Origin of the sequence: Agrobacterium fabrum str. C58 (assembly GCF_000092025.1) — a bacterium.
Classification (GTDB): domain Bacteria; phylum Pseudomonadota; class Alphaproteobacteria; order Rhizobiales; family Rhizobiaceae; genus Agrobacterium; species Agrobacterium fabrum.
The window spans coordinates 1279505-1301973 of record NC_003062.2 but is presented as its reverse complement, the minus strand read 5'-3'; the positions used below and the strand labels follow the sequence as shown (position 1 = coordinate 1301973).

The window sequence follows — 22469 nt, the reverse complement described above, 5'->3', positions numbered from 1 at the left end:
TCCGCTTAATCCACCACCTGATGTGGAACCTGCCACAGGCTTTTTTGGTTCGCCACATGCTGAAAGCCTGCACAGGAGGAAACCATGGAGGCGAGTGCGAAGAAGCTCTTCGAGCGATATGAACGATTTTTCAACACATCTCTCAAAGGTGACATGAATGCGGAGGAGATCGGATCCCTTTATGCATCCGACTTCATCACCGCTTCCCCAGCCGGTGTCATGACCGGAAAAAACGATGACAACCTCAAGGAGGCCATGACGAAGGCTTATGAGCGTTATCGGGTCATAGGAACGGAGGGAATACGTATCCGCGATATCCGCATTTCCGCCATCGATGACCATCATTGTATTGCGCATGTGTCCTGGACAGCGAACTTTACCCGAAAAGGCCAATCGAATGTCGCAATCGATTTCGACGTTCATTATTTCGTTCAGACACTGGATGGCGAACCGAAGGTTTTCGGCTGGGTATCGGGTGACGAGCAGGCGCTCCTGAAGGAACACGGTATTGCCTGACGGTCCAGAACGATGGACACCATCTTTGCCGGATTGAGGAAACAGCACCGTGTTTTCATTTCAGCGGTTGCAGGCGCTTGCCCCGCGACCCTGCAATCTCTATAGAGCGCAGGACCGAATTCCGCGGCACTCCTGAGGCGTGTTCACAGCGAATGGAGCGCACGGATCAGCATTCGGGCGTTCCGGGCATTTTCACGGGAAAATGCGGCGCCCGTCAGGAGGCAAACCGCATGGTCTTCTTCCCCCATCGCCATCTCCTCGGCATCAAGGGGCTTTCCCATCAGGATATCACCCTGCTTCTCGATAAAGCCGACGAGGCGGTGAAAATCAGCCGTCAGCGCGAGAAAAAGACCTCGACGCTGCGAGGCCTGACGCAGATCAACCTGTTCTTTGAAGCCTCGACGCGCACGCAATCCTCCTTCGAGCTGGCCGGAAAGCGCCTCGGCGCAGACGTGATGAATATGTCGGTCGGCAATTCCTCGGTGAAGAAGGGCGAAACGCTGATCGATACCGCGATGACGCTGAACGCCATGCGCCCGGATGTGCTGGTGGTTCGCCATTCGTCGGCAGGTGCCGCAGCGCTGCTGGCACAAAAGGTCGCCTGCTCCGTGGTCAATGCCGGGGACGGCCAGCATGAGCACCCGACACAGGCGCTGCTGGATGCGCTGACCATCCGCCGCGCCAAGGGCGAGCTTTCGGGTATCACGGTGGCGATCTGCGGTGACGTGCTGCATTCGCGCGTCGCCCGCTCCAATATCATTCTGCTCAACCAGATGGGTGCGCGCGTGCGGGTCGTCGCCCCCGCCACGCTTCTTCCCTCCGGTATCCGCGACATGAGCGTGGAAGTCTTCAACGACATGAAGGAAGGGCTGAAGAATGCCGATGTGGTGATGATGCTGCGCCTGCAGCGTGAGCGCATGTCCGGCTCCTTCGTGCCTTCGGTGCGCGAATATTTCCACTATTACGGTCTCGACGCCGAAAAGCTGAAAGCGGCGAAGGAAGATGCGCTGGTCATGCATCCCGGTCCGATGAACCGTGGCGTGGAAATCGCCTCCGAAGTGGCGGACGGTCCGCAGAGCGTCATCGAAAGCCAGGTGGAAATGGGGGTTGCCGTGCGCATGGCCGTCATGGAAACCCTGCTTGTCTCGCAAAACCAGGGTGAGCGCGTATGAGTGCCGTTACCGTTCTCAAGAACCTCCGAATCGTCGACCCCTCCCGCAATCTGGATGAGACCGGCAGTATCGTCATCGGAGCCGATGGCACCATTCTCGCCGCCGGCAAGGATGCGCACAATCAAGGCGCGCCTGATGGTGCGACGGTGCGCGACTGCACGGGTATCGTGGCCGTTCCCGGTCTGGTGGATGCCCGCGTCTTTGTCGGCGAACCCGGCGGCGAACACCGCGAGACCATCGAATCCGCCTCGCGCGCGGCAGCGGCCGGCGGTGTCACCAGCATCATCGTGATGCCGGACACCGATCCTGTAATCGATGACATCGCGCTGGTCGAATATGTGAAGAAGACGGCCCGCGACAAGGCAATCGTCAATGTCCACCCGGCAGCGGCCCTGACCAAGGGCCTCCGCGGCGAGGAAATGACCGAGTTCGGCATGTTGAAGGAAGCCGGTGCGGTGGCCTTCACCAATGGCCGCAAGGCGCTTTCCGACACGCTGGTGCTGCGCCGCGCCATGACCTATGCCCGCGAACTGGGGGCTGTGATCGCGCTGGAGACCCGCGATAAATATATCGGCGGTGGTGATATGAACGAGGGGCTTTTTGCAAGCTGGCTCGGGCTGTCAGGTGTTCCGAAGGAAGCCGAGATCATTCCGCTGGAGCGTGACCTGCGCATTGCCGGCCTGACGCAGGCGATCTACCACGCCGCCAAGATTTCCGTACCGGAATCGGCAGAGGCGATCCGTATCGCCCGGCAGCGGGGTGTGAAAGCCACTTGTGGCATTTCCATTAATCATCTGACGCTCAACGAAAACGATATCGGCGAATACCGTACCTTCTTTAAGCTCTCGCCGCCGCTGCGCGCCGAAGACGACCGCAAGGCGATGGTGGAGGCGCTGAAGGACGGCACGATCGATATCATAGTTTCTTCGCATGACCCGCAGGATGTCGATACCAAGCGCCTGCCGTTTTCGGATGCGGCGAGCGGCGCGGTGGGGCTGGAAACCATGCTGGCGGCGGCGCTGCGCCTCTACCACAGTGGCGAAGTTCCGCTGATGCGGCTGATCGATGCGCTTTCCACCCGCCCGGCGAAGATATTCGGTCTCGACGCTGGAACGCTTAAAGCCGGTGCGAAGGCCGATATCACGCTGATCGATCTCGATGAGCCATGGCTCGTGGCACGCGACCAACTGGTGTCGAAATCCAAGAATACGCCGTTCGAGGATGCCCGCTTCAGCGGCCGTGCTGTGGCCACTTATGTGGCTGGCAAAGCCGTTCATTCCTTGGCATAAGATCACGGCAAGAGATCACGCGGACGGCGCGACAGAGGGGACATTTCAATGAGTGCTTTGACTGACTGGCAGACGGCGCCTGCCCTTCTCGCGCTGGCAGCGCTGATCGGCTATCTGCTTGGCTCCATCCCCTTCGGCCTCATCCTCACCCGCATGGCGGGGCTGGGCGACGTGCGCAAGATCGGTTCGGGCAATATCGGCGCCACCAATGTGCTGCGCACCGGCAACAAGAAACTCGCCGCCGCGACCCTGCTCCTCGACGCACTCAAGGGCACGGCGGCGGTTCTGGTCGCCAATGCGCTCTGGGGTTACGAGGCCTCGCTGGTCGCGGGTTTCTTTGCCTTTCTCGGCCACCTGTTTCCGGTGTGGCTCGGCTTCAAGGGCGGCAAGGGCGTCGCCGTCTATATCGGCGTCCTGCTTGGCGCGGCACCGCTGATGATGCTGGCCTTCGCGCTGATCTGGCTCGCAACCGCGTTCATCACCCGCTACTCCTCGCTGTCGGCGCTGCTGGCCATGCTGATCATTCCCGTCGCGCTCTGGGTGCTCGGACCTGAAAAGACGGCGATGCTGGTGACGCTGCTCAGCGTGATTTCCTGGTGGAAACATCGCGAAAATATCAGGCGTCTTATGGCCGGCACCGAAAGCAGGATCGGTCAAAAGGGCTGAACCCCATCTTGAGGATATGCCATGCCGCATGAGGAAACGACACGGCAGGGCATAGAGCTTTCCGCGCGGCAGCGGGTCGCATGGCTGAGGCTCATTCGCAGCGACAATATCGGCCCCGTTACCTTCCGCGAACTCATCAATCATTTCGGCAGCGCCGAAAAGGCGCTGGATGCCCTGCCCGAGCTTTCAAAGCACGGCGGCTCTTCGCGCCGCTTGCGGATCGCCACGCCGTCGGAGGCGGAAGGTGAAATCGAAACGGCCGAAAAATTCGGTGCGCGTTTCATCGGTATCGGCGAACCGGATTATCCGCCTGCCCTGCGGCAGATGGATGGCGCGCCGCCGCTGATCGCCATGAAGGGATCGGCGGATGCGGCGACAAGAGCCTGCGTCGGCATCGTCGGTTCGCGCAACGCGTCCATCAACGGCGCGAAATTCGCCGCCATGCTGGCACGCGACTGTGGGCGTGCCGGTTATTCAATCGCATCAGGACTGGCGCGCGGCATCGATGCGGCCGCGCACCGGGCAAGCCTTGCAACCGGCACGGTGGCGATGCTGGCCGGCGGTCTCGACCGCCCCTACCCGCAGGAAAATTTCGGGCTTTTGCAGGACATATACGATCAGGGCGGCGCGACGATCAGCGAAATGCCCTTTGGCTGGGAACCGCGCGCCCGCGATTTCCCGCGCCGCAACCGGTTGATCGCGGGCGTTTCGCTCGGCGTCGTCATCGTGGAGGCGGCAGAGCGTTCGGGTTCGCTGATTACGGCGCGGCTTGCCGGCGAAGCGGGTCGTCTGGTTTTTGCCGTGCCCGGCTCCCCGCTCGATGCACGCTGCGAAGGTACCAACCGGCTGATCAAGGAAGGCGCCATGCTGACCACGGGCGCTGCCGATATTCTCGAAGCACTGCGACCACTGATGGAGCCGCAATTGCCCTATGACTGCAAGATCGAGGAACCGCGCTCCGACGAAGAAATGTCACCGCCCGGAGATGATGAGCGCAGCGTCATCGCTTCCGCACTCGGCCCCTCGCCCGTCGAGATTGACGACATCATCCGCCATACGGGCTTTTCCGCGGCCGCGGTTCATCTGGTACTGCTGGAGCTCGATATAGCCGGGCGTCTAAACCGGCATGCCGGGGGGCGTGTTTCGCTGTTCGTCGCGGATTGACAGTTTGCGTCGCCCGCTCTGGATATCGCCGACTTCGACATAGGCCATCTCGATCAGGTAACATAGCATGTCGGCGCCCTCGCGGCTGGCGACCTGGCGCAGCTCCGCCAGCATCTGGCGAATGTAAGCCAAGCTCTCTTTGGTCCCTTCATTATCGGCATTATTGTTTGTTGCGTTCGGGACCATATATTTATCCTGGAAAGTCAGCCTGAAACGGGAAGCATTAAGTCTGTTCAAATGATGTTGCCCATCATAACCAATTTACCAAAGATTGCAATACAACGATAGATTATCCATAGGTTGCAATCGCCTGGATGCGATAAATTCGGGCTTGCCTCTTGACCCGCGGGCATTACCTGTCCATGTCGAATTATAAAGAAGGCCAATTGCGGCACCGCGCCGCGACCGGGGCCACGTTAACGGACCAGTTCCAGAGAAGAACAATATGAATGTCGTTGTCGTAGAATCTCCTGCCAAAGCCAAGACGATCAACAAGTATCTTGGTTCAGGCTATAAGGTTCTTGCATCCTTTGGTCACGTCAGAGACCTTCCCGCCAAGGACGGATCGGTGCTGCCCGACCAGGATTTCGAAATGTCCTGGGAAGTCGACAGCGCATCTGCCAAACGCATGAAGGATATTGCCGATGCGGTAAAATCCTCTGATGGCCTTTTTCTCGCAACCGACCCTGATCGCGAAGGTGAGGCCATTTCCTGGCACGTTCTCGATCTTTTGAAGAAGAAGCGCGTTCTCGGCGACAAGCCGGTGAAGCGCGTGGTCTTCAACGCCATCACCAAGAAGGCGGTTCTGGACGCCATGGCGAACCCGCGCGACATCGACGTGCCGCTGGTCGACGCCTATCTCGCCCGCCGTGCACTCGATTATCTCGTCGGTTTCAACCTCTCTCCCGTTCTGTGGCGCAAGCTGCCGGGCGCGCGTTCCGCCGGCCGTGTGCAGTCGGTTGCGCTGCGTCTTGTCTGCGACCGTGAATCCGAGATCGAGCGTTTCGTCTCCGAAGAATATTGGAACATCAGCGCGCTTTTGAAGACACCGCGCGGTGACGAGTTCGAGGCGAAGCTGGTTTCGGCCGACGGCAAGCGGCTGCAAAGCCGCGGGATCAAGACCGGCGAAGATGCAAACCGGCTGAAGGCGCTGCTGGAAGGCGCGACCTATGTTGTCGACACGGTCGAGGCGAAGCCCGTCAAGCGTAATCCCGGCCCGCCCTTCACCACCTCGACGCTTCAGCAGGCTGCGTCTTCGCGCATGGGCTTTGGTGCCTCGCGGACGATGCAGGTGGCGCAGAAGCTTTATGAAGGCATCGATATCGGCGGAGAAACCGTCGGCCTTATCACCTATATGCGTACCGACGGCGTACAGATAGCACCGGAGGCGATCGATGCCGCCCGCCTCGCCATCGGCGAGCAGTTCGGTGAGCGTTACGTGCCGGAAAAGGCGCGTTTCTACTCCACCAAGGCCAAGAACGCCCAGGAAGCGCACGAAGCGATCCGCCCGACTGATTTCACGCGCACACCGGACCAGGTGAAGCGTTATCTCGATGCCGACCAGCTGCGCCTTTACGACCTGATCTGGAAGCGCGGTATTGCCAGCCAGATGGCGTCCGCAGAGATCGAGCGAACAACGGTCGAAATCCTCGCGGACAAGAACGGTGAAAAGGCCGGCCTGCGCGCCGTCGGTTCCGTCATCCGGTTCGACGGCTTCATTGCCGCCTATACCGACCAGAAGGAAGATGGCGAGCAGAGCGACGATGGTGACGATGAAGGCCGTCTGCCGCAGATCAATGCGCGCGAAAATCTCGCCAAGCAGAAGATCAATGCCAGCCAGCATTTCACCGAACCGCCGCCGCGTTATTCGGAAGCCTCGCTGATCAAGAAGATGGAAGAGCTCGGCATCGGCCGCCCTTCCACCTATGCCGCGACGCTGAAGACGCTGAGCGACCGCGAATATATCGTCATAGACAAGCGCAAGCTTATCCCGCATTCACGCGGACGACTGGTGACGGCTTTCCTGGAGAGCTTTTTCACCAAATATGTCGAATACGATTTCACCGCAGCACTCGAAGAAAAGCTCGACCGCATTTCCGCCGGCGAGCTGGACTGGAAGCAGGTGCTGCGCGATTTCTGGAAGGATTTCTTCGCGCAGATCGAAGATACCAAGGAACTGCGCGTCACCAACGTGCTCGACGCGTTGAACGAGGTTCTGGCACCGCTGGTCTTCCCCAAGCGCGAGGATGGATCGGATCCGCGCATCTGTCAGGTTTGCGGCACCGGCAATCTTTCGCTGAAGCTCGGCAAATACGGCGCTTTCGTCGGTTGCTCCAACTATCCGGAATGCAATTACACCCGCCAGCTCACCTCCGATGGTGCGGAAGCGGATGCTGCGGCCTCTAACGAGCCGAAAGCACTCGGTGCCGATCCGATGACCGGCGAGGAGCTCACGCTTCGCTCCGGCCGTTTCGGACCCTATATCCAGCGCGGCGACGGCAAGGAAGCCAAGCGTTCATCGCTGCCCAAGGGTTGGAAGCCTGAGGATATCGACCACGAAAAGGCGCTGGCGCTCATCAACCTGCCGCGCGATATCGGCAAGCATCCGGAAACTGGCAAAATGATCTCTGCCGGTCTCGGCCGTTACGGACCCTTCCTTCTGCATGACGGTTCCTATGCGAACCTCGAAAGCATCGAAGACGTGTTCTCGATCGGCCTCAACCGCGCCGTGACCGTCATTGCCGAAAAGCAAGCCAAGGGACCGGGCCGCAGCGGCACGCCGGCGGCGCTGAAAGAACTGGGCGACCATCCCGATGGCGGTGCCATCACCGTCCGCGACGGGCGTTATGGCGCTTACGTCAACTGGGGCAAGGTCAATGCCACCATTCCGAAGGGGCAGGACCCGGCCTCAGTGACTCTGGACGAGTCGCTGGTGCTGATCGCCGAGCGCATCGCCAAGACCGGCACCGGCGGCAAGCCCGCCAAGGCCAAGAAGACCACCGCTAAGAAGGCCGATGGTGAGGCAGCGGCAAAGCCGAAAGCCACCAAGGCCAAGGCGGCAACCAAGAGCAAGGCGGCCGCCAAGCCGAAGGCAGCGGCCAAAACCAAGAAGGCAGCAGAGTGAGCAAGGCGCCACGTCAGAGACAGGGTTCCGCCAGTGACGGTTTCGGACGCACCGGGCGCGGCAAGCGGGTGAGCGAAGGTGAAGGCATCATCCATGGCGAGGTGCCTTCCCGCGAAGTGCTGCTGAAATTCATCGCGGACCATCCGCAGCAGGCCTCCAAGCGCGAAATCGCCAAGGCTTTCGGGCTGAAGGGCGAAAACCGCATCGTTCTGAAAGCCCTGCTGAAGGAACTCGAAGTCGATGGCATGGTGCACAAGAGCCGAAAGTCGCTGACGCGGCCGGGCGGCCTGCCGCCCGTGACGGTTCTCGACATCACCACCCGTGACAAGGACGGCGAGTTGATCGGCCGCCCGGCGGAATGGCCGGAGGATATGGGCGCGGCACCGGCCGTGCTGATCCGCCAGTCTTCGCAGGATCGCGGCAAGAAGGCTCCCGCCGCCGGTCTCGGTGACCGCATTCTGGCTAAGATTTTCCCTTCCAAGGACACCGTTGGCCCGGCCTATACGGCCCGTGTCGTGAAACTGATCGACCGTCGCCAGAACGCGCTGCTCGGCGTGTTCAAGCAGACGGAAGGCGGCGGCGGACGGCTGATGCCGATCGACCGGCGCGGCGAAGAAATGGTCATCGATCCCGATGGCGTCGGCGATGCCAAGGACGGCGATCTGATCGAGGTGGAAACCTCGCGCAATAGCGGCCGTTACGGCCTGACGCGGGCAAAGGTTCTGTCCGTCGTCGGTTCGGTCGCCTCGGAAAAGGCGATCTCGATGATCGCCATTTATGCGCATGGCATTCCGCATATCTTCCCGCCAAATGTCTTGGCGGAAGCGGATGCGGCCAAGGCCGCGACCATGTCGCACCGCGAGGACTGGCGCGACCTGCCGCTCATCACCATCGATCCGGCCGACGCCAAGGACCATGACGATGCGGTCTATGCCGAACTGGACCCCTCGCCCGACAATCCTGACGGTGTCATCGTCACCGTCGCCATTGCCGATGTCTCCTGGTATGTGCGGCCGGGCGCGCCACTCGACCGCGAGGCGCTGAAGCGTGGCAACTCGGTCTATTTCCCCGACCGTGTCGTGCCGATGCTGCCGGAACGCATCTCCAATGATCTCTGCTCGCTGAAGGAAGGCGTCGACCGTCCTGCCCTTGCCGTGCGGATGACGTTCTCGAAGGAAGGCCGCAAGGCGAGCCACACTTTCCATCGCATCATGATGAAAAGTGCCGCCAAGCTCTCCTACCAGCAGGCGCAGGCGGCGATCGACGGCAACCCTGACGACAAGACCGGCACGCTGCTGGAGCCGATCCTCAAGCCGCTGTGGCATGCCTATGAAGTGATGAAACGCGGCCGCGACCGCCGCCAGCCGCTGGAACTCGACATGCCGGAGCGCAAGATCCAGCTGCGGCCCGATGGCACGGTGGACAAGGTCGTCATTCCCGAACGCCTCGATGCGCATAAGCTGATCGAGGAAATGATGATCCAGGCGAATGTTGCCGCCGCCGAAACGCTGGAAACGAAAAAGCAGCGGCTGGTCTACCGCGTGCACGACGCCCCGACGCTCTCCAAGCAGGAGGTGCTGCGCGAATTCCTTGGCACCATCGGCATTTCCATGGCCAAGGGTGTGGCAATGCGCGCCAATTCCTTCAACGGCATTCTGGCACGCGCGCTCGACACGCCGCACCAGATCATGGTCAACGAGATGGTGCTGCGCAGCCAGAGTCAGGCGATTTACAGCCCGGAAAATATCGGCCATTTCGGCCTCAACCTGATGAAATACGCGCATTTCACCTCGCCGATCCGCCGTTATGCCGATCTGATCGTGCATCGCGCACTGGTGGGCTCGCTGGGGCTAGGCGAAGGCGGCATCACGCCGCAGGAAGAGGCCACGCTGGACGATATCGCCGCGGAAATCTCGACCTTCGAGCGCCGCGCCATGGCGGCCGAGCGCGATACCGTCAATCGGCTGATTGCGCATCATCTGTCGGAACGTGTGGGCGAGGAATTCGAGGGCCGCGTCGGCGGTGTCACCAAGGCGGGACTATTTGTCGCGCTGCCGCAGTTTGGCGCTGATGGATTTGTTCCTATATCTACACTCGGAACCGATTATTTCTTCTATGATGAAGCCCATCAGGCTCTGACGGGGGAAAAGACCGGTCTCGGTTATCAGCTTGGCGACACGGTTCAGGTACGGCTTGCGGAAGCGGTGCCTCTTGCAGGCGCATTGCGTTTTGAAATGCTGAGCCCGGGGCGTAAGATGCCGGTCGGCTCGCGGTCGTTCCACAAGGCGGGCCGGCGGACATCGCGTCCTGGCGCGAAGCCCGGGACGCGGCCGCCGAGAGGACGACGCTAACAAGACCGCGAAGCGGTTCAAGAACGGGAGAAGGACTTAAGGATGAGTGCACATCAGGGCTCGGAAACGGTCACCTTCGGAGACAGCAGCGCGGAGAGGCCGCTTGGCCGCTCGATCATGCGGGGCATGGCTAACCGCTGCCCGGCCTGCGGCAGCGGCCGCCTGTTCCGGGCATTCCTGAAGCCGGTGGATGCCTGCGCGGCCTGCGGTGAAGAAATGCATCATCACCGTTCGGACGACCTGCCGCCTTATATCTCCATCGTCATCATCGGCCATATCGCCGTTGGCGGCTTCATGATGACGGATATGATCCTGAACATTCCCATGTGGGCGCATTTTGCCATCTGGGTGCCGATCACCATTCTGGCTGCACTTTTGACGTTGCAGCCCATCAAGGGCGGCGTCATCGGCCTGCAATGGGCGCTGCGGATGCACGGCTTCGACCGAAAACAACCAAAAGTGCAGATAGACGGCTCTTCTCACTGACCGTGGGCCGGACTTTGCATGAACCTCAGCGCGCCCGGGATGCCGAGACGGTGAACGCGCCCCTGCGGCCGCGCGATGCCGCCTCACTCATCCTGTTCGACCGTTCCGGCCCGCAGCTCAGGGTGCTGATGGGTCAGCGCAGCAACGCCCATGTCTTCATGCCGGGCGCTTACGTGTTTCCGGGCGGCAAACGCGATCCGCGCGACCATGCGCTGCCCTTTTCCGGCGATCTGCATCCCGCCGTCCTCCGCAGCCTCACCGCTTCCGCGGCGCGCCGTCTCAGCGCCGCCGGTGCAAGAGCTCTGGCGCTTGCGGCTGCGCGTGAGCTTTTCGAGGAAACGGGCGTGGATCTCGGATTGGGCGCCGGAGGTCCGGATCTTTCCCGTTTCAGATATGTTGCACGCGCCATCACGCCGCCCGGCAATGTGCGGCGCTACGACACGCGGTTCTTCTGCTGTTATAGCGACGAGTTGGGGCTCGATGTCCGGCTAACCCGTGATTCCGATGAACTCTCCAACGTGCAATGGCTTGACATGACAGACCTTTCCGGTCTGAACATGCCCAAAATCACACGCACGGTTCTCGAAGATGTCACAAAACTCATGATAGGTGATCCCTCACTGCCCTTTGAAAGCCCCGCGCGGCTCTACGTCACGCGCCACGGCCGGTTCATTCGAGAGTTTGTATAAAGGCCGTCATGTCACAAATGAAATGCGAAGAAGCGGATGCCATCCACTGGCCCTCACTGATCGCCGCAATTTCCGCCATCAGTGCAGTCGGTGTCGCCATCGGCCTTGGGCTGCCGCTGCTATCGATCATTCTTGAAAAGCGCGGCATCTCCTCGACCATGATCGGGGTGAATTCGGCGATGGCCGGCGTTGCGGCCATGATGGCGGCTCCGGTCACCACCAAGATCGCCCATGATTTCGGCGTGGCGCGAACCATGCTGCTGGCCGTGGTCATTTCGGCGCTGAGTGCGCTCTGCTTCTATTTCGCTGATGCCTTCTGGATGTGGTTTCCGCTGCGAATCGTTTTCCACGGCGCCACCACCACACTGTTCATACTGTCCGAATACTGGATCAACACGACCGCGCCGCCGAAAAAACGCGGCATGGTGCTCGGCATCTATGCCACCGGCCTTGCGGTCGGTTTCGCCGTTGGTCCGTTGCTGTTCTCCGTCGTCGGCAGCGAAGGCATCCTGCCCTTTATCGTCGGCGCCGCGATCATCCTTCTGGCCGCCATCCCCATCTTCATGGCGCGCGGCGAAAGCCCGGAACTGGACGAGCACCCCAATCACCATTTCATCCGTTACGTCTGGCTGGTGCCGATGGCATCGGCTGCAGCTTTCGTGTTCGGTTCGGTGCAGGCAGGTGGCCTGTCGCTCTTTCCCATCTACGCCACCCGTGAAGGTTTCAACGAATCGCAGGCAGCCCTTCTGCTGACGGTGATGGGGATCGGCAACATGGTCTTCCAGATACCGATCGGCCTGCTTTCCGACCGGCTGAAGGATCGGCGCACCCTGCTCGCCCTGATGGCCTTTGCGGGCGTTTGCGGGACACTGGCATTGCCGCTCCTGGTGGATAGCTGGATATTGGTGGCGGCGCTGCTGCTCTTCTGGGGTGGCCTCGTCTCCGGCATGTACACGGTCGGCCTGACCCATCTCGGTTCACGACTCAAGGGGGCCGATCTGGTCTCCGCCAATGCCGCCTTTATCTTCTGTTACGCCATGGGTACGATCGCCGGACCGCAGGCCGTCGGCATTTCCATGGATGTTGCGGGCACTGACGGTTTCGCCTGGGCGCTTGCCGTATTTTTCGGGCTTTACGTGGTGCTTTATGGGTTCCGTTTTGTTTTCCGGGCAAAACAGGCTTGACTTTTTGGGCGCGATACGTAGTTTCGCGCCAGATTTAGCCGAGGTGAGAAGCGCCTGCGGCTTCTCATTTGTTTAAAGGCAGGACGACCATGGCGAAAGCTACAACAATCAAGATCAAGCTGCTGTCGACAGCCGACACCGGTACCTTCTACGTCACCACCAAGAACAGCCGTACGTTCACGGACAAGATGACGAAGACGAAGTACGACCCGGTCGTACGCAAGCACGTCGAATTCAAGGAAACCAAGATCAAGTAATGTCTTGATCGGTTCTCCGGCAAATAGCGCGCCCAATGGGCGCGTTTTTTGTTTGTGCTGCAGGAAAGAAGCCACTCCGACGTTCTTCGCTTCCACAGGCTTCCCAATCGTGGAAATAAAGGCAGAGCCTCCCCACACGCCCGCGGAATTGCTGCCGCCATTGGCAAAGCACGCGTGAAGGCACTGACGGGCAAGAGCCTGCCGCCCGCTCAATAAACAAATCGCCAAAATATCCGCAGGCATTCACGAAGGCTGCTGCAAGCACCCCCGTGCCTATATCCGCCCCTGCCCCTTTACCGACGTCGCACGGCCATGCCAGAAATCGGCACAAGAACCGGCGCCTCGCAATACGAACGCCACCAACAGGCTTTTTCGGGAAGAAGGCGGTCGGCCAACGATGTGATTACGGCACGAGGAACCGATTCGGACATCGTCAGCCGACCGACCCCACGATTCAGGAGATGCGGCGGACCTGAGCATCATGGGGCATTCAAACTACGCAATACCAGCCCCTGACGAGCGAAATCGAAACGGCAAAAGCCGCCATCATTCCATCATCGCAAGACCGACAAACCGCCGGAAGAACTGTTACTCTCGATTGTGAGTGTGCGCAGAAGTAAAATAAAAATCAACAAATTCTTAAGCCAGAGATACATTCCCTGAGAAACATGGTTAAATATACCAAGCTGGCACACTATAGTTCTCTACGAGATTGAATTCAACGTATTTTTCAACTTGAACTCTATTAATGCCACCCGATTTCATCCCTTCATTGTAAAGAGATAAAATACATCTGGGGTCAATGGCTTGCGGTCTCGCGACGTCGGCTTCGATTTGCGAATAGCTATTTCGCCGGGATATGCCGGAGAGGCTGCGCAAACAGTCGTGGTTAATTGCCCGCGGCCGGCTCAGGCCGCGGCGGCCACGACGCGGTTGCGTCCGGCATGTTTCGCCTCGTAAAGCGCCTTGTCGGCCTGCTTCAATATTTCGTCCGGCGCGCCGAAGGCGCCACTGCTGGTGGCGATGCCGAGGGAGGCGGTGATGCTCAGTTCCCGATCGATGGAACGAACATAAAAGGGCTTGTCTTCCACGATTGCCCGCAGGCGCTCGGCGACGCTTGCCGCAAGCTCGATGGGCGTATCCGGCATGACGACGACGAATTCCTCTCCGCCATAACGGCAGGCGAGATCCGCGCCGCGCACCGTGCTGCGGATGCGTGCTGCAAATTCCCGTAGCACCTCATCGCCGACATCGTGGCCATAGGTGTCATTGACCAGCTTGAAGCGGTCTATATCGGTCATGCAGATGGAGATCGGGCGACCACGCACGGCAGCCCGGTCGAAAAGTATCTTCAGGTGACTATCGAGATAACGACGATTGTTGAGGCCCGTCAGCCCGTCTACAATCGCAAGCTCCATCGTATGCTGCAGATTGAGCCGCAGATGTTCATTATAGCGCTTGCGCCTGATCTGCGTCAGCGAACGGGCGACGAGTTCATTCGGATCGATCGGGCGGAGAATATAATCGTTCACCCCAAGATCGAGCGCACGCGCCACCATCTCATCCGCCCCCTGCTCCGCCACCAGAAGCAACGGCAGAAAACGGGTGCGCTCCAGCGAGCGAAACTGCGAACACAGTCTCAGCGGATCGTAGTCCTCGAAATTGGAATTGACGATGACGAGCTCGAAGGGGCTGCTCGCCGCCTTGAGCAGAGCCGCCTGCGGCTCCGTGACGGCATCGACCTCCGCGACCGGCTTCAGCGCCCGGATGATGCGTTCCTGCGAGCTGGCGCGACCATCCGCAACCAGCACGCGGCCCGGCGTCTGCATCAGGCCGTCGCTCCGCAGCATCTCCTCGATGCCGATCTGCCGCGCAGTTTCCGCACGCAGCCGCAACTCGTCACTCACGGCCTTCAGACGAACCAGGCTTTTGACACGGGCGATCAGCTGAAGATCGTTGACCGGTTTCGTGAGAAAATCGTCGGCGCCGGCCTTCAGGCCGCGTACACGGTCCGACGGCTGATCGAGCGCGGTGACCATGACAACCGGAATATGGGCGGTGTTTGGATTGGCCTTCAGCCTTTCACAGACTTCGAAACCATCCATGCCCGGCATCATGATATCGAGCAGAATGATGTCGACCTGCTCTTCATCGCAGATCGCCAGCGCCTTGAAACCATCCTCTGCGGTGACGACGTCGAAATATTCCGCCACAAGCCGAGCCTCGAGAAGCTTCACGTTTGCGGGTATGTCGTCAACAACCAGAACTCTCGCCGTCATAACAGTTCCCCAACCGCCTTACGCATCGCCAAGATAGGTCTTGATGATTTCGATGAATTTCGGAACGGAAATCGGTTTGGACACATAGGCCTCACATCCGCCCTGGCGAATGCGCTCCTCGTCACCCTTCATGGCAAAGGCCGTGACCGCGATGACCGGGATGACGTGTAACTCGTCATCTTCCTTCAGCCACTTCGTCACTTCCAGCCCAGAAACCTCCGGCAGCTGGATATCCATGAGGATGAGGTCCGGGCGGTGCTTGCGGGCGAGATCGAGCGCCTCCATGCCGTTACGCGTCTGTATGGTGGTATAACCAGACGCCTCGATCAGGTCGCGAAAGAGCTTCATGTTCAGCTCGTTGTCTTCGACTATCATGACCTGCTTGGGCATGGTGGGCAGTCCCCGTTTCGCTTTGAAACCTTCATCCAGACATATAAGTTGCCAGAGAACCGATTCCATCGTCCATTCGTTGCGCAAGGCTAGAGGGATTTGGTTTCAAAATAGGTAACTTCGGGGAAGAAATGCTGCGCGAGACAAAAAACAAAGGCAATGCCGGCCAGGATCCGCAAGAAACAGCGGCCGCCATACTTGGCTGGCTGGCAAACGAACCGGACATGCTGTCGCGTTTTCTGGCCTTGAGCGGGTTACAGGCCAATATGCTGCGCCAGGCCGTCAATGATCCCGGCTTTCTGGCGGGGCTGACGGATTTCCTGATGAGCCACGAGCCGGACCTGATGGCGTTCTGCGCCGCCACCGATACACCCCCCGAAACGGTGGCCGCCGCCTGGCACCATTTTTCCGGGCCGGGACTGGATTCAGGTGTGTATTGACGGGACGCCCCTTGAGCGGCCACCACAGCCGGAGTATGGTTGGCTACGTTCTGGTTTTGTTTTCGACCCATGTCCACGTCGCACCGCTATGATCCCGGTTTTTGCCGCGACTGCCTGGCTGGCCAGCCAGAAGGGTTGAGGCGTTGCCGCGCCTGTGGCAGCCCGCGTCTTCTCTATCATTCCGAACTCTACGATCTGAGCATCGCCCATATCGATTGCGATGCCTTTTATGCCTCTGTCGAAAAGCGCGACAATCCGGAACTGGCCGATAAACCTGTGATCGTTGGCGGCGGCAAGCGCGGGGTGGTTTCCACCGCCTGTTATATCGCCCGCATCCACGGCGTGCGCTCCGCCATGCCCATGTTCAAGGCACTGGAAGCCTGCCCGGATGCGGTCGTCATCAAGCCGGATATGGAAAAATACAGTCGTGTCGGCCGTGAAATCCGGACCATGATGCAGGAATTGACGCCGCTAGTGCAGCCGCTTTCCATCGACGAGGCGTTTCTCGATCTTTCAGGTACCGAGAAGCTGCATCACGATCCGCCGGCGCGGGTGCTGGCGAAGTTCACCGGACGCGTTGAAAAAGAGGTGGGGGTGAGTGTTTCGGCAGGGCTTTCCTATTGCAAGTTTCTCGCCAAGGTCGCGTCGGACCTGCAAAAGCCACGCGGCTTTTCTGTTGTCGGCGAAGCGGAGGCGCTGTCCTTTCTGGCAGCGCGCCCGGTCACGACGATCTGGGGCGTGGGAAAGGCCTTTGCAGCGACGCTGGAGGCGGATGGCATCCGCATGATCGCGCAATTGCAGGAGATGGAGGAGAGCGAGCTGATGCGCCGTTACGGCGTGATGGGGCAGCGGCTGTTCCGGCTCGCACGCGGCATTGACGAGCGGCATGTGCATAATAACGATCCGGTCAAAAGCGTATCGTCCGAAACCACCTTCTTCCACGATATTTCCCGCCATGAGGACCTCGTTCCAATCCTGCGGTCACTCTCCGAAAAAGTTGCCTGGCGGTTAAAGAAAAGCGGTATTGCCGGCCAGACCGTGGTGCTGAAGATGAAAACGGCGGACTTCAAGAGCCGCACCCGCAACCGCAGGCTTGATGACCCCACTCAGCTTGCCGACCGCATATTCCGCACCGGCCTTGCCCTGCTGGAAAAAGAAACCGACGGCACGAAATTCCGCCTCATCGGCATCGGCGTCAGCGATCTGCGCGATGCCGGTCTTGCCGATCCGCCCGATCTCGTTGACAGACAGGCCACGCGGCGGGCCGCGGCGGAGGCGGCAATGGACAAGCTGCGCGATAAGTTCGGCAAGGGCAGCGTCGAGACTGGCTACACCTTCCGCACCCGCAAATAGAGAACTGAAGGCGACCATGCGGACCTTCCCACCAACGTGCGCAATGTATTTTAGATTTTACACAAATTAGTGATGTTGCCGTCGCCGCTTCCTTAAACTTCATTAAACTTCGCGTGGTTGAGTGAGGGAAGTTTTGTGCATGTGGTGTATTGCGTCATGTCCCTTCGCCTCCGTCTTCTGACCGGCATGCTGTCGGCCAGCATTCTTGCCTTTCCGGCACTTGCCGCCGACAGCCGGTCGCTGCAGATACTGGTGTCCAAAAGCGACCAGTCGCTCTCGCTTTATGAGAATGGTGAGATCATCGCTACCTCGAAAGTCTCCACCGGCAAGGCCGGGCACGAGACGCCGAGTGGCATCTTCTCCATTCTGGAAAAGCGGAAATACCACGAGTCGAATATCTATTCGGCCGCGCCCATGCCGTTCATGCAAAGGCTGACATGGTCCGGCATCGCGCTACACGAGGGCAAGGTGCCGAATTATCCAGCCTCGCATGGCTGCGTGCGCCTGCCCTCGAAATTCGCGAAGTCACTTTTCGGAGACACGCGGGCCGGTGTGCATGTCATCATCACCGATCGCCCGGTTTCCCTGCGTTTCGTAGAGCATCCAGCGCTGTTTGCGCCGCGCGACGATGCCGATGACGGCAAGCTGCTTCTGTCGGATGTGGAGTTGCGCCCGGCGACCTTCGATGCAGCATTGGGTGCGGTCGAGGTTGCCGTCAATGAAAAAACGCAGGCCATCAAACCGGCGGCAAAGACCAAAGCCTCCTCGCCGCTGCGCATTCTCATTACGCGTCGTGGCGAGCGGGAAAAGGTAATGGATATCCAGGCCGCGCTGACACGCCTTGGCTTCGATGCCGGTTCTGCCGATGGTTATGCCGGCGAGATGACGGTGAACGCCATCAACGGGTTCAAGCGCTGGAAAGGGCTGAAAACCACCGGGCCGCTTCTGACCGACGCCTTTGTGACGGCGCTCTACGCCTCTGCCGATGAGGATCATCCGCCGAATGGCCAGATCATGGTGCGGCAGGACTTCAAGCCGCTGTTCGAAGCGGCCATCGATATCAAGGATCCGGAAGTGGCGCTCGGAACCCATTTCCTCGAAGCCGTTTCCGTAGACCGCGCTGCCGGAACCGCCGAATGGAACGGCGTGACGCTCGAAAATCATCTGCCGGCCGCTGCCCGCAAGCGGCTTGGCATTACCGTTACCGAAGCGCCCGGCGGCTTCGACCAGTTGAGCGGCGTGCTCAGCCGTCTCGAAATCCCAGCGGAGATACGCCACCGGATCGAGCAGGAGCTTTCAAGCGGAAGCTCGATCACCGTTTCCGATATCAGTCACCAGATGGAGACAGGGACCGGGACCGACTTCATCACGGTCACGAAAGAGGGCCCGGTGTGAGGGCTTACGCCTTACACCAGTTCCACATCAACGACGCCGGGTGCGGACCGCAATGCGGCGGCGATTTCAGGTGAAATGCGGTATTTCTCCGTCAGTTCCACCTCGATCTCGCGGCTGCCTTCATCCTTGATGACGATGAAATAAACCGATCCGTCGCCCTTTGTGTTGAGATGACGGGCCACCGTCTTCAGCGGGCCGGAATCGCGTACATAAACCCGAAGCGCCTTCTGCATCTGCACGGATTTTTCTTCCAGCGACTGAGCCGTCTGGATACGCAGACCGATGCCTTCCGGGCGTTCTTCCGCCTGGACGTTGATGACCAGCGATTTGCCGACCTCGAGCAGATCACGGAACTGGGCAAGCCCTTCGGAAAACAGCACCGCCTCATACTGGCCCGATGCATCGGAAAAAGTAACGATGCCCATCTTGTTGCCGGTACGGGTCTTACGCTCCTGCTTGCCCGTGACGGTACCGGCCAGACGCCCGACGGTGGACGCGCCCTGCTTAACCGCTGCGGAAAAATCGGCGAAATTCTGCACCCGTAATTTCTCCAGCAGTGGCCGGTAAGTATCCAGCGGATGGGCCGTAAGGTAAAAACCGAGCACCTGATATTCGCGTATCAGCTTTTCCGATGGCAGCCAGGATTGGAACGCCGGCAAAATGAGCTTTTCCGGGCCTGTCCCGCCGCCGGAGCCGAACATGTCCGACTGACCGATGGTGCGGTTGTTCTGGGCCATCTGGGCATAACCGATGATGCGGTCCAGTCCACCGATCAGCTCGGCGCGGTCACGGCCGAAACAATCGAAAGCGCCGGCATTGATCAGGCTTTCCAGCACACGCCGGTTGATCTGCTTGGGATCGATGCGCAGGCAGAAATCCTCAAGGCTCGTAAATGGCTTTTCGCCACGCACCTGGACGATGTGTTCCACCGCCCCCTCACCCACGCCCTTGATGGCGGCCAGCGAATAATAGATGCGGTTTTCGCCCGTCTCAAACTGGCGGAAGGAGGTCTGTACCGAGGGTGCGACGACCTCGATGCCGAGACGACCGGCATCCTGACGGAAATCGTTCAGCTTTTCCGTGTTGGCCATATCGAGTGTCATGGAGGCCGCGAGGAACTCCACCGGATAATGCGCCTTCATATAGGCGGTCTGGTAGGACACGATGGCGTAGGCTGCAGCATGGCTCTTGTTGAAGCCGTAATTGGCGAATTTCGCCAGAAGGTCGAAGATGGTGTTGGCCTGCGGTTTCGACACACCGTTTTTAATGGCGCCATCGACGAAACGCTCGCGCTGCTGGTCCATCTCCTCCTTGATCTTCTTGCCCATGGCGCGGCGCAGAAGATCGGCTTCGCCGAGCGAATATCCTGACAGGACCTGGGCGATCTGCATCACCTGTTCCTGATAGACGATAACGCCCTGTGTTTCCTTGAGGAGATGGTCGATGGTCGGATGGATCGATTCCAGCTCCTCCTCGCCATGTTTGCGGGCATTATAGACCGGGATGTTTTCCATCGGGCCGGGGCGGTAAAGCGCCACCAGCGCGATGATGTCCTCGATACAGTCCGGACGCATGCCGATCAGCGCCTTGCGCATGCCCGCACTTTCCACCTGGAAGACGCCGATGGTTTCACCACGCGACAACATCTCGTAGGTCTTGGCGTCCTCGAGCGGAATGGCCGCGAGATCGACCTTGATGCCGCGCTTGGCAACAAAATCGACGGCCACTTTCAGCACCGTCAGCGTCTTCAGGCCGAGAAAGTCGAATTTGACGAGGCCAGCGCTTTCCACCCATTTCATGTTGAACTGGGTAACCGGCATATCGGATCGCGGATCGCGATACATCGGCACCAGCTTGGAGAGCGGGCGGTCGCCGATGACGATACCGGCGGCATGGGTGGAGGCGTGGCGGTAAAGTCCTTCGATCTTCTGGGCGATATCCAGCAGGCGGGCGACGACCGGCTCCTTGTCCGCCTCCTCCTGCAGGCGCGGCTCCTCCTCGATCGCCTTGGACAGCGGCGTCGGGTTGGCCGGGTTGTTGGGCACCAGCTTGCAGATCTTGTCCACCTGGCCATAGGGCATTTCCAGCACACGGCCGACGTCGCGCAGGGCCGCGCGCGCCTGCAACGAACCGAAGGTGATGATCTGCGCCACCTGCTCGCGCCCATATTTGCGCTGCACGTAGCGGATCACCTCTTCGCGGCGATCCTGGCAAAAGTCGATATCGAAGTCGGGCATCGAAACGCGTTCGGGATTGAGAAAGCGTTCGAACAGCAGCGAGAAGCGCAGCGGATCGACATCGGTAATGGTCAGCGCATAGGCGACGAGAGAGCCGGCACCCGAACCACGGCCCGGGCCGACCGGAATATCCTGCTGCTTGGCCCACTTGATGAAGTCGGCAACGATCAGGAAGTAACCGGGAAACTTCATGCGCGAGATCACGCCGAGTTCGAAATCCAGTCTCTCGCGATAATCCTGTTCCGTATAACCGGGCGCCATGCCAAGCGCGGAAAGCCGCTGATCCAGCCCCTCGACAGCCTGTCGGCGCAGTTCCTCGGTTTCGGCCCGTTCCGCCGCTTCCGGATCGTCGCTGGCGCCGGTGAAACGCGGCAGGATCGGCCCGCGTTTTTTCAGCACATACGAGCAACGGAGCGCGATCTCGACGGTGTTCTCCAGTGCCTCGGGAAGATCGGCAAACAGCGCCGTCATCTCGTCACGGCTCTTGAGGTAATGATCGGGTGTCAGGCGGAACCGGCTGTCATCGGAAACGATGGCGTTATGTGCCACCGCCATCAGTGCATCATGTGCCTCATAGTCCGCCTTGGACGGGAAAAACGCCTCGTTGGTGGCAACGAGGGGGATATCGTGTTCATAAGCGAGACCAATCAAGCGCCGCTCATGGGAGCGGTCGTAACCGGACTGGCGCTGCAATTCGATATAAAGCCTGTCACCGAAAAGTGACTTCAGCGTCAGCAGCCGCTCTTTCGCCTGCGCGGCGTGGCCTTCCTTCAGCGCCATATCGACGGGGCCGCCGGAAGCGCCTGTCAGCGCAATGAGACCGGCATTGGAGGCTTCCTCAAGCCATGCACGGGTAATGTGCACGGAATGGCTGCCCCCCTCACCGTCCAGATAGGCACGGCTGACGAGATCCACCAGCCGCTCATATCCTTCCGCATTGGCGGCAAGGAGAACGATGGCGGGAAGTTTCTGCAGATGGCTGTTGTGGTTGCGGCGATCCTCCGCCGCATCCTGCATGTCGATGGACAATTGGCAGCCGATAATCGGCTGCAGACCTTCGTCCCGCGCCTTTTCGGAAAATTCCAGCGCAACGAAGAGGTTGTTGGTATCGGTAATGGCAATGGCCGGCTGGCCGTCCCCAACGGCCTTGGACATGATCTTCTTGAGGGGCAACGCCCCCTCAAGCAGGGAATAAGCGGAATGAACCCGAAGATGGACGAAACCGGGGGTCTTCAGCGTTTCACCAGAGGTCTCTCCACGCACAACCGTATCGCCCATATCGTCTTCCTGTCATTCTGAATCGAGGGGGCGATTTTCCGATTTCCGGCGCTCAATGTCCACCAGTTTGCGGCGTCCATACAGTCTTCTGCGCCGGTGTCTTCTTCACAGGGCGGTGAGGATCACCGAGAAGCTGGCAACAAAGACAGCGATGGAGGCGAAAGCGGCAACGTCACGGATGAAATCAGTCATTGGTCTC

Annotated in this window: 18 protein-coding genes; 14 read left to right on the top strand and 4 right to left on the bottom strand. The window is 59.8% G+C overall.

All coding sequences use genetic code 11. The features are described 5' to 3' along the window. Positions 1 to 84 precede the first annotated feature (84 nt). The 5 genes from ATU_RS06445 to dprA all read left to right on the top strand — a co-directional run bounded on the left by ATU_RS06445 (position 85) and on the right by dprA (position 4807). A complete protein-coding gene (locus ATU_RS06445; RefSeq protein WP_006312655.1) occupies positions 85 to 516 on the top strand; it encodes a hypothetical protein in 432 nt (143 codons plus the stop codon). A gap of 230 nt (positions 517 to 746) precedes the next feature. Further along, on the top strand, positions 747 to 1688 hold the full coding sequence (locus ATU_RS06440; protein WP_010971534.1) for an aspartate carbamoyltransferase catalytic subunit: 942 nt from the start codon (positions 747 to 749) through the stop codon (positions 1686 to 1688). Next, on the top strand, positions 1685 to 2977 hold the full coding sequence (locus ATU_RS06435; protein WP_010971533.1) for a dihydroorotase: 1293 nt from the start codon (positions 1685 to 1687) through the stop codon (positions 2975 to 2977). The genes ATU_RS06440 and ATU_RS06435 overlap by 4 nt, the downstream gene beginning before the upstream one ends. 48 nt (positions 2978 to 3025) lie before the next feature. Continuing rightward, positions 3026 to 3643, top strand: coding sequence for a glycerol-3-phosphate 1-O-acyltransferase PlsY (plsY, locus tag ATU_RS06430; RefSeq protein WP_035256563.1), 618 nt, complete (start codon positions 3026 to 3028; stop codon positions 3641 to 3643). Between the two features lie 21 nt (positions 3644 to 3664). Next, positions 3665 to 4807 (top strand): DNA-processing protein DprA, encoded by a 1143-nt coding sequence (dprA, locus tag ATU_RS06425; protein WP_010971531.1) that lies wholly within the window; start codon positions 3665 to 3667, stop codon positions 4805 to 4807. On the opposite strand, the gene ATU_RS06420 is transcribed toward dprA, so the two are convergent. Beyond that, positions 4760 to 4993 (bottom strand): hypothetical protein, encoded by a 234-nt coding sequence (locus ATU_RS06420; RefSeq protein WP_006312669.1) that lies wholly within the window; start codon positions 4991 to 4993, stop codon positions 4760 to 4762. The two genes, dprA and ATU_RS06420, sit on opposite strands and share 48 nt — an antisense overlap. Before the next feature lie 259 nt (positions 4994 to 5252). Here ATU_RS06420 and topA point away from each other — a divergent pair, with 259 nt between their 5' ends. The 6 genes from topA to rpmG all read left to right on the top strand — a co-directional run bounded on the left by topA (position 5253) and on the right by rpmG (position 12898). After that, complete coding sequence (topA, locus tag ATU_RS06415) at positions 5253 to 7931, top strand: type I DNA topoisomerase (RefSeq protein ID WP_006312670.1); 2679 nt, start codon at positions 5253 to 5255, stop codon at positions 7929 to 7931. Next, a complete protein-coding gene (rnr, locus tag ATU_RS06410; RefSeq protein WP_010971530.1) occupies positions 7928 to 10282 on the top strand; it encodes a ribonuclease R in 2355 nt (784 codons plus the stop codon). Before topA ends, rnr begins: the two co-directional genes overlap by 4 nt. 42 nt (positions 10283 to 10324) lie before the next feature. Beyond that, on the top strand, positions 10325 to 10768 hold the full coding sequence (locus ATU_RS06405) for a DUF983 domain-containing protein (protein ID WP_006312672.1): 444 nt from the start codon (positions 10325 to 10327) through the stop codon (positions 10766 to 10768). Between the two features lie 62 nt (positions 10769 to 10830). Continuing rightward, complete coding sequence (locus ATU_RS06400) at positions 10831 to 11457, top strand: NUDIX hydrolase (RefSeq protein ID WP_035256788.1); 627 nt, start codon at positions 10831 to 10833, stop codon at positions 11455 to 11457. A gap of 17 nt (positions 11458 to 11474) precedes the next feature. Then, a complete protein-coding gene (locus ATU_RS06395; RefSeq protein ID WP_162180307.1) occupies positions 11475 to 12641 on the top strand; it encodes an MFS transporter in 1167 nt (388 codons plus the stop codon). An 89-nt stretch (positions 12642 to 12730) separates the two neighbouring features. Beyond that, on the top strand, positions 12731 to 12898 hold the full coding sequence (rpmG, locus tag ATU_RS06390; RefSeq protein WP_003496403.1) for a 50S ribosomal protein L33: 168 nt from the start codon (positions 12731 to 12733) through the stop codon (positions 12896 to 12898). A gap of 908 nt (positions 12899 to 13806) precedes the next feature. On the opposite strand, the gene ATU_RS06385 is transcribed toward rpmG, so the two are convergent. Beyond that, a complete protein-coding gene (locus tag ATU_RS06385) occupies positions 13807 to 15177 on the bottom strand; it encodes a PleD family two-component system response regulator (protein WP_010971526.1) in 1371 nt (456 codons plus the stop codon). Positions 15178 to 15195: 18 nt separating this feature from the next. Beyond that, on the bottom strand, positions 15196 to 15567 hold the full coding sequence (locus tag ATU_RS06380) for a response regulator (RefSeq protein ID WP_003496409.1): 372 nt from the start codon (positions 15565 to 15567) through the stop codon (positions 15196 to 15198). A gap of 131 nt (positions 15568 to 15698) precedes the next feature. Between ATU_RS06380 and ATU_RS06375 the strand changes: the two genes are divergently transcribed. The 3 genes from ATU_RS06375 (at position 15699) to ATU_RS06365 (ending at position 18755) form a co-directional block, all read left to right on the top strand. Continuing rightward, positions 15699 to 16007: a DUF3572 domain-containing protein gene (locus tag ATU_RS06375; protein WP_010972655.1), complete on the top strand. Its 309-nt coding sequence runs from the start codon at positions 15699 to 15701 to the stop codon at positions 16005 to 16007. A 69-nt stretch (positions 16008 to 16076) separates the two neighbouring features. Beyond that, positions 16077 to 17360, top strand: a complete 1284-nt coding sequence (locus ATU_RS06370; RefSeq protein ID WP_035256554.1) for a DNA polymerase IV — start codon at positions 16077 to 16079, stop codon at positions 17358 to 17360. Between the two features lie 156 nt (positions 17361 to 17516). After that, positions 17517 to 18755 carry a L,D-transpeptidase family protein gene (locus ATU_RS06365; protein WP_010971524.1) on the top strand — a complete coding sequence of 413 codons (1239 nt, stop codon included), beginning with the start codon at positions 17517 to 17519 and terminating at the stop codon, positions 18753 to 18755. 11 nt (positions 18756 to 18766) lie between these two features. On the opposite strand, the gene dnaE is transcribed toward ATU_RS06365, so the two are convergent. Continuing rightward, positions 18767 to 22270 (bottom strand): DNA polymerase III subunit alpha, encoded by a 3504-nt coding sequence (dnaE, locus tag ATU_RS06360; protein ID WP_006312686.1) that lies wholly within the window; start codon positions 22268 to 22270, stop codon positions 18767 to 18769. Positions 22271 to 22469 lie beyond the last annotated feature (199 nt).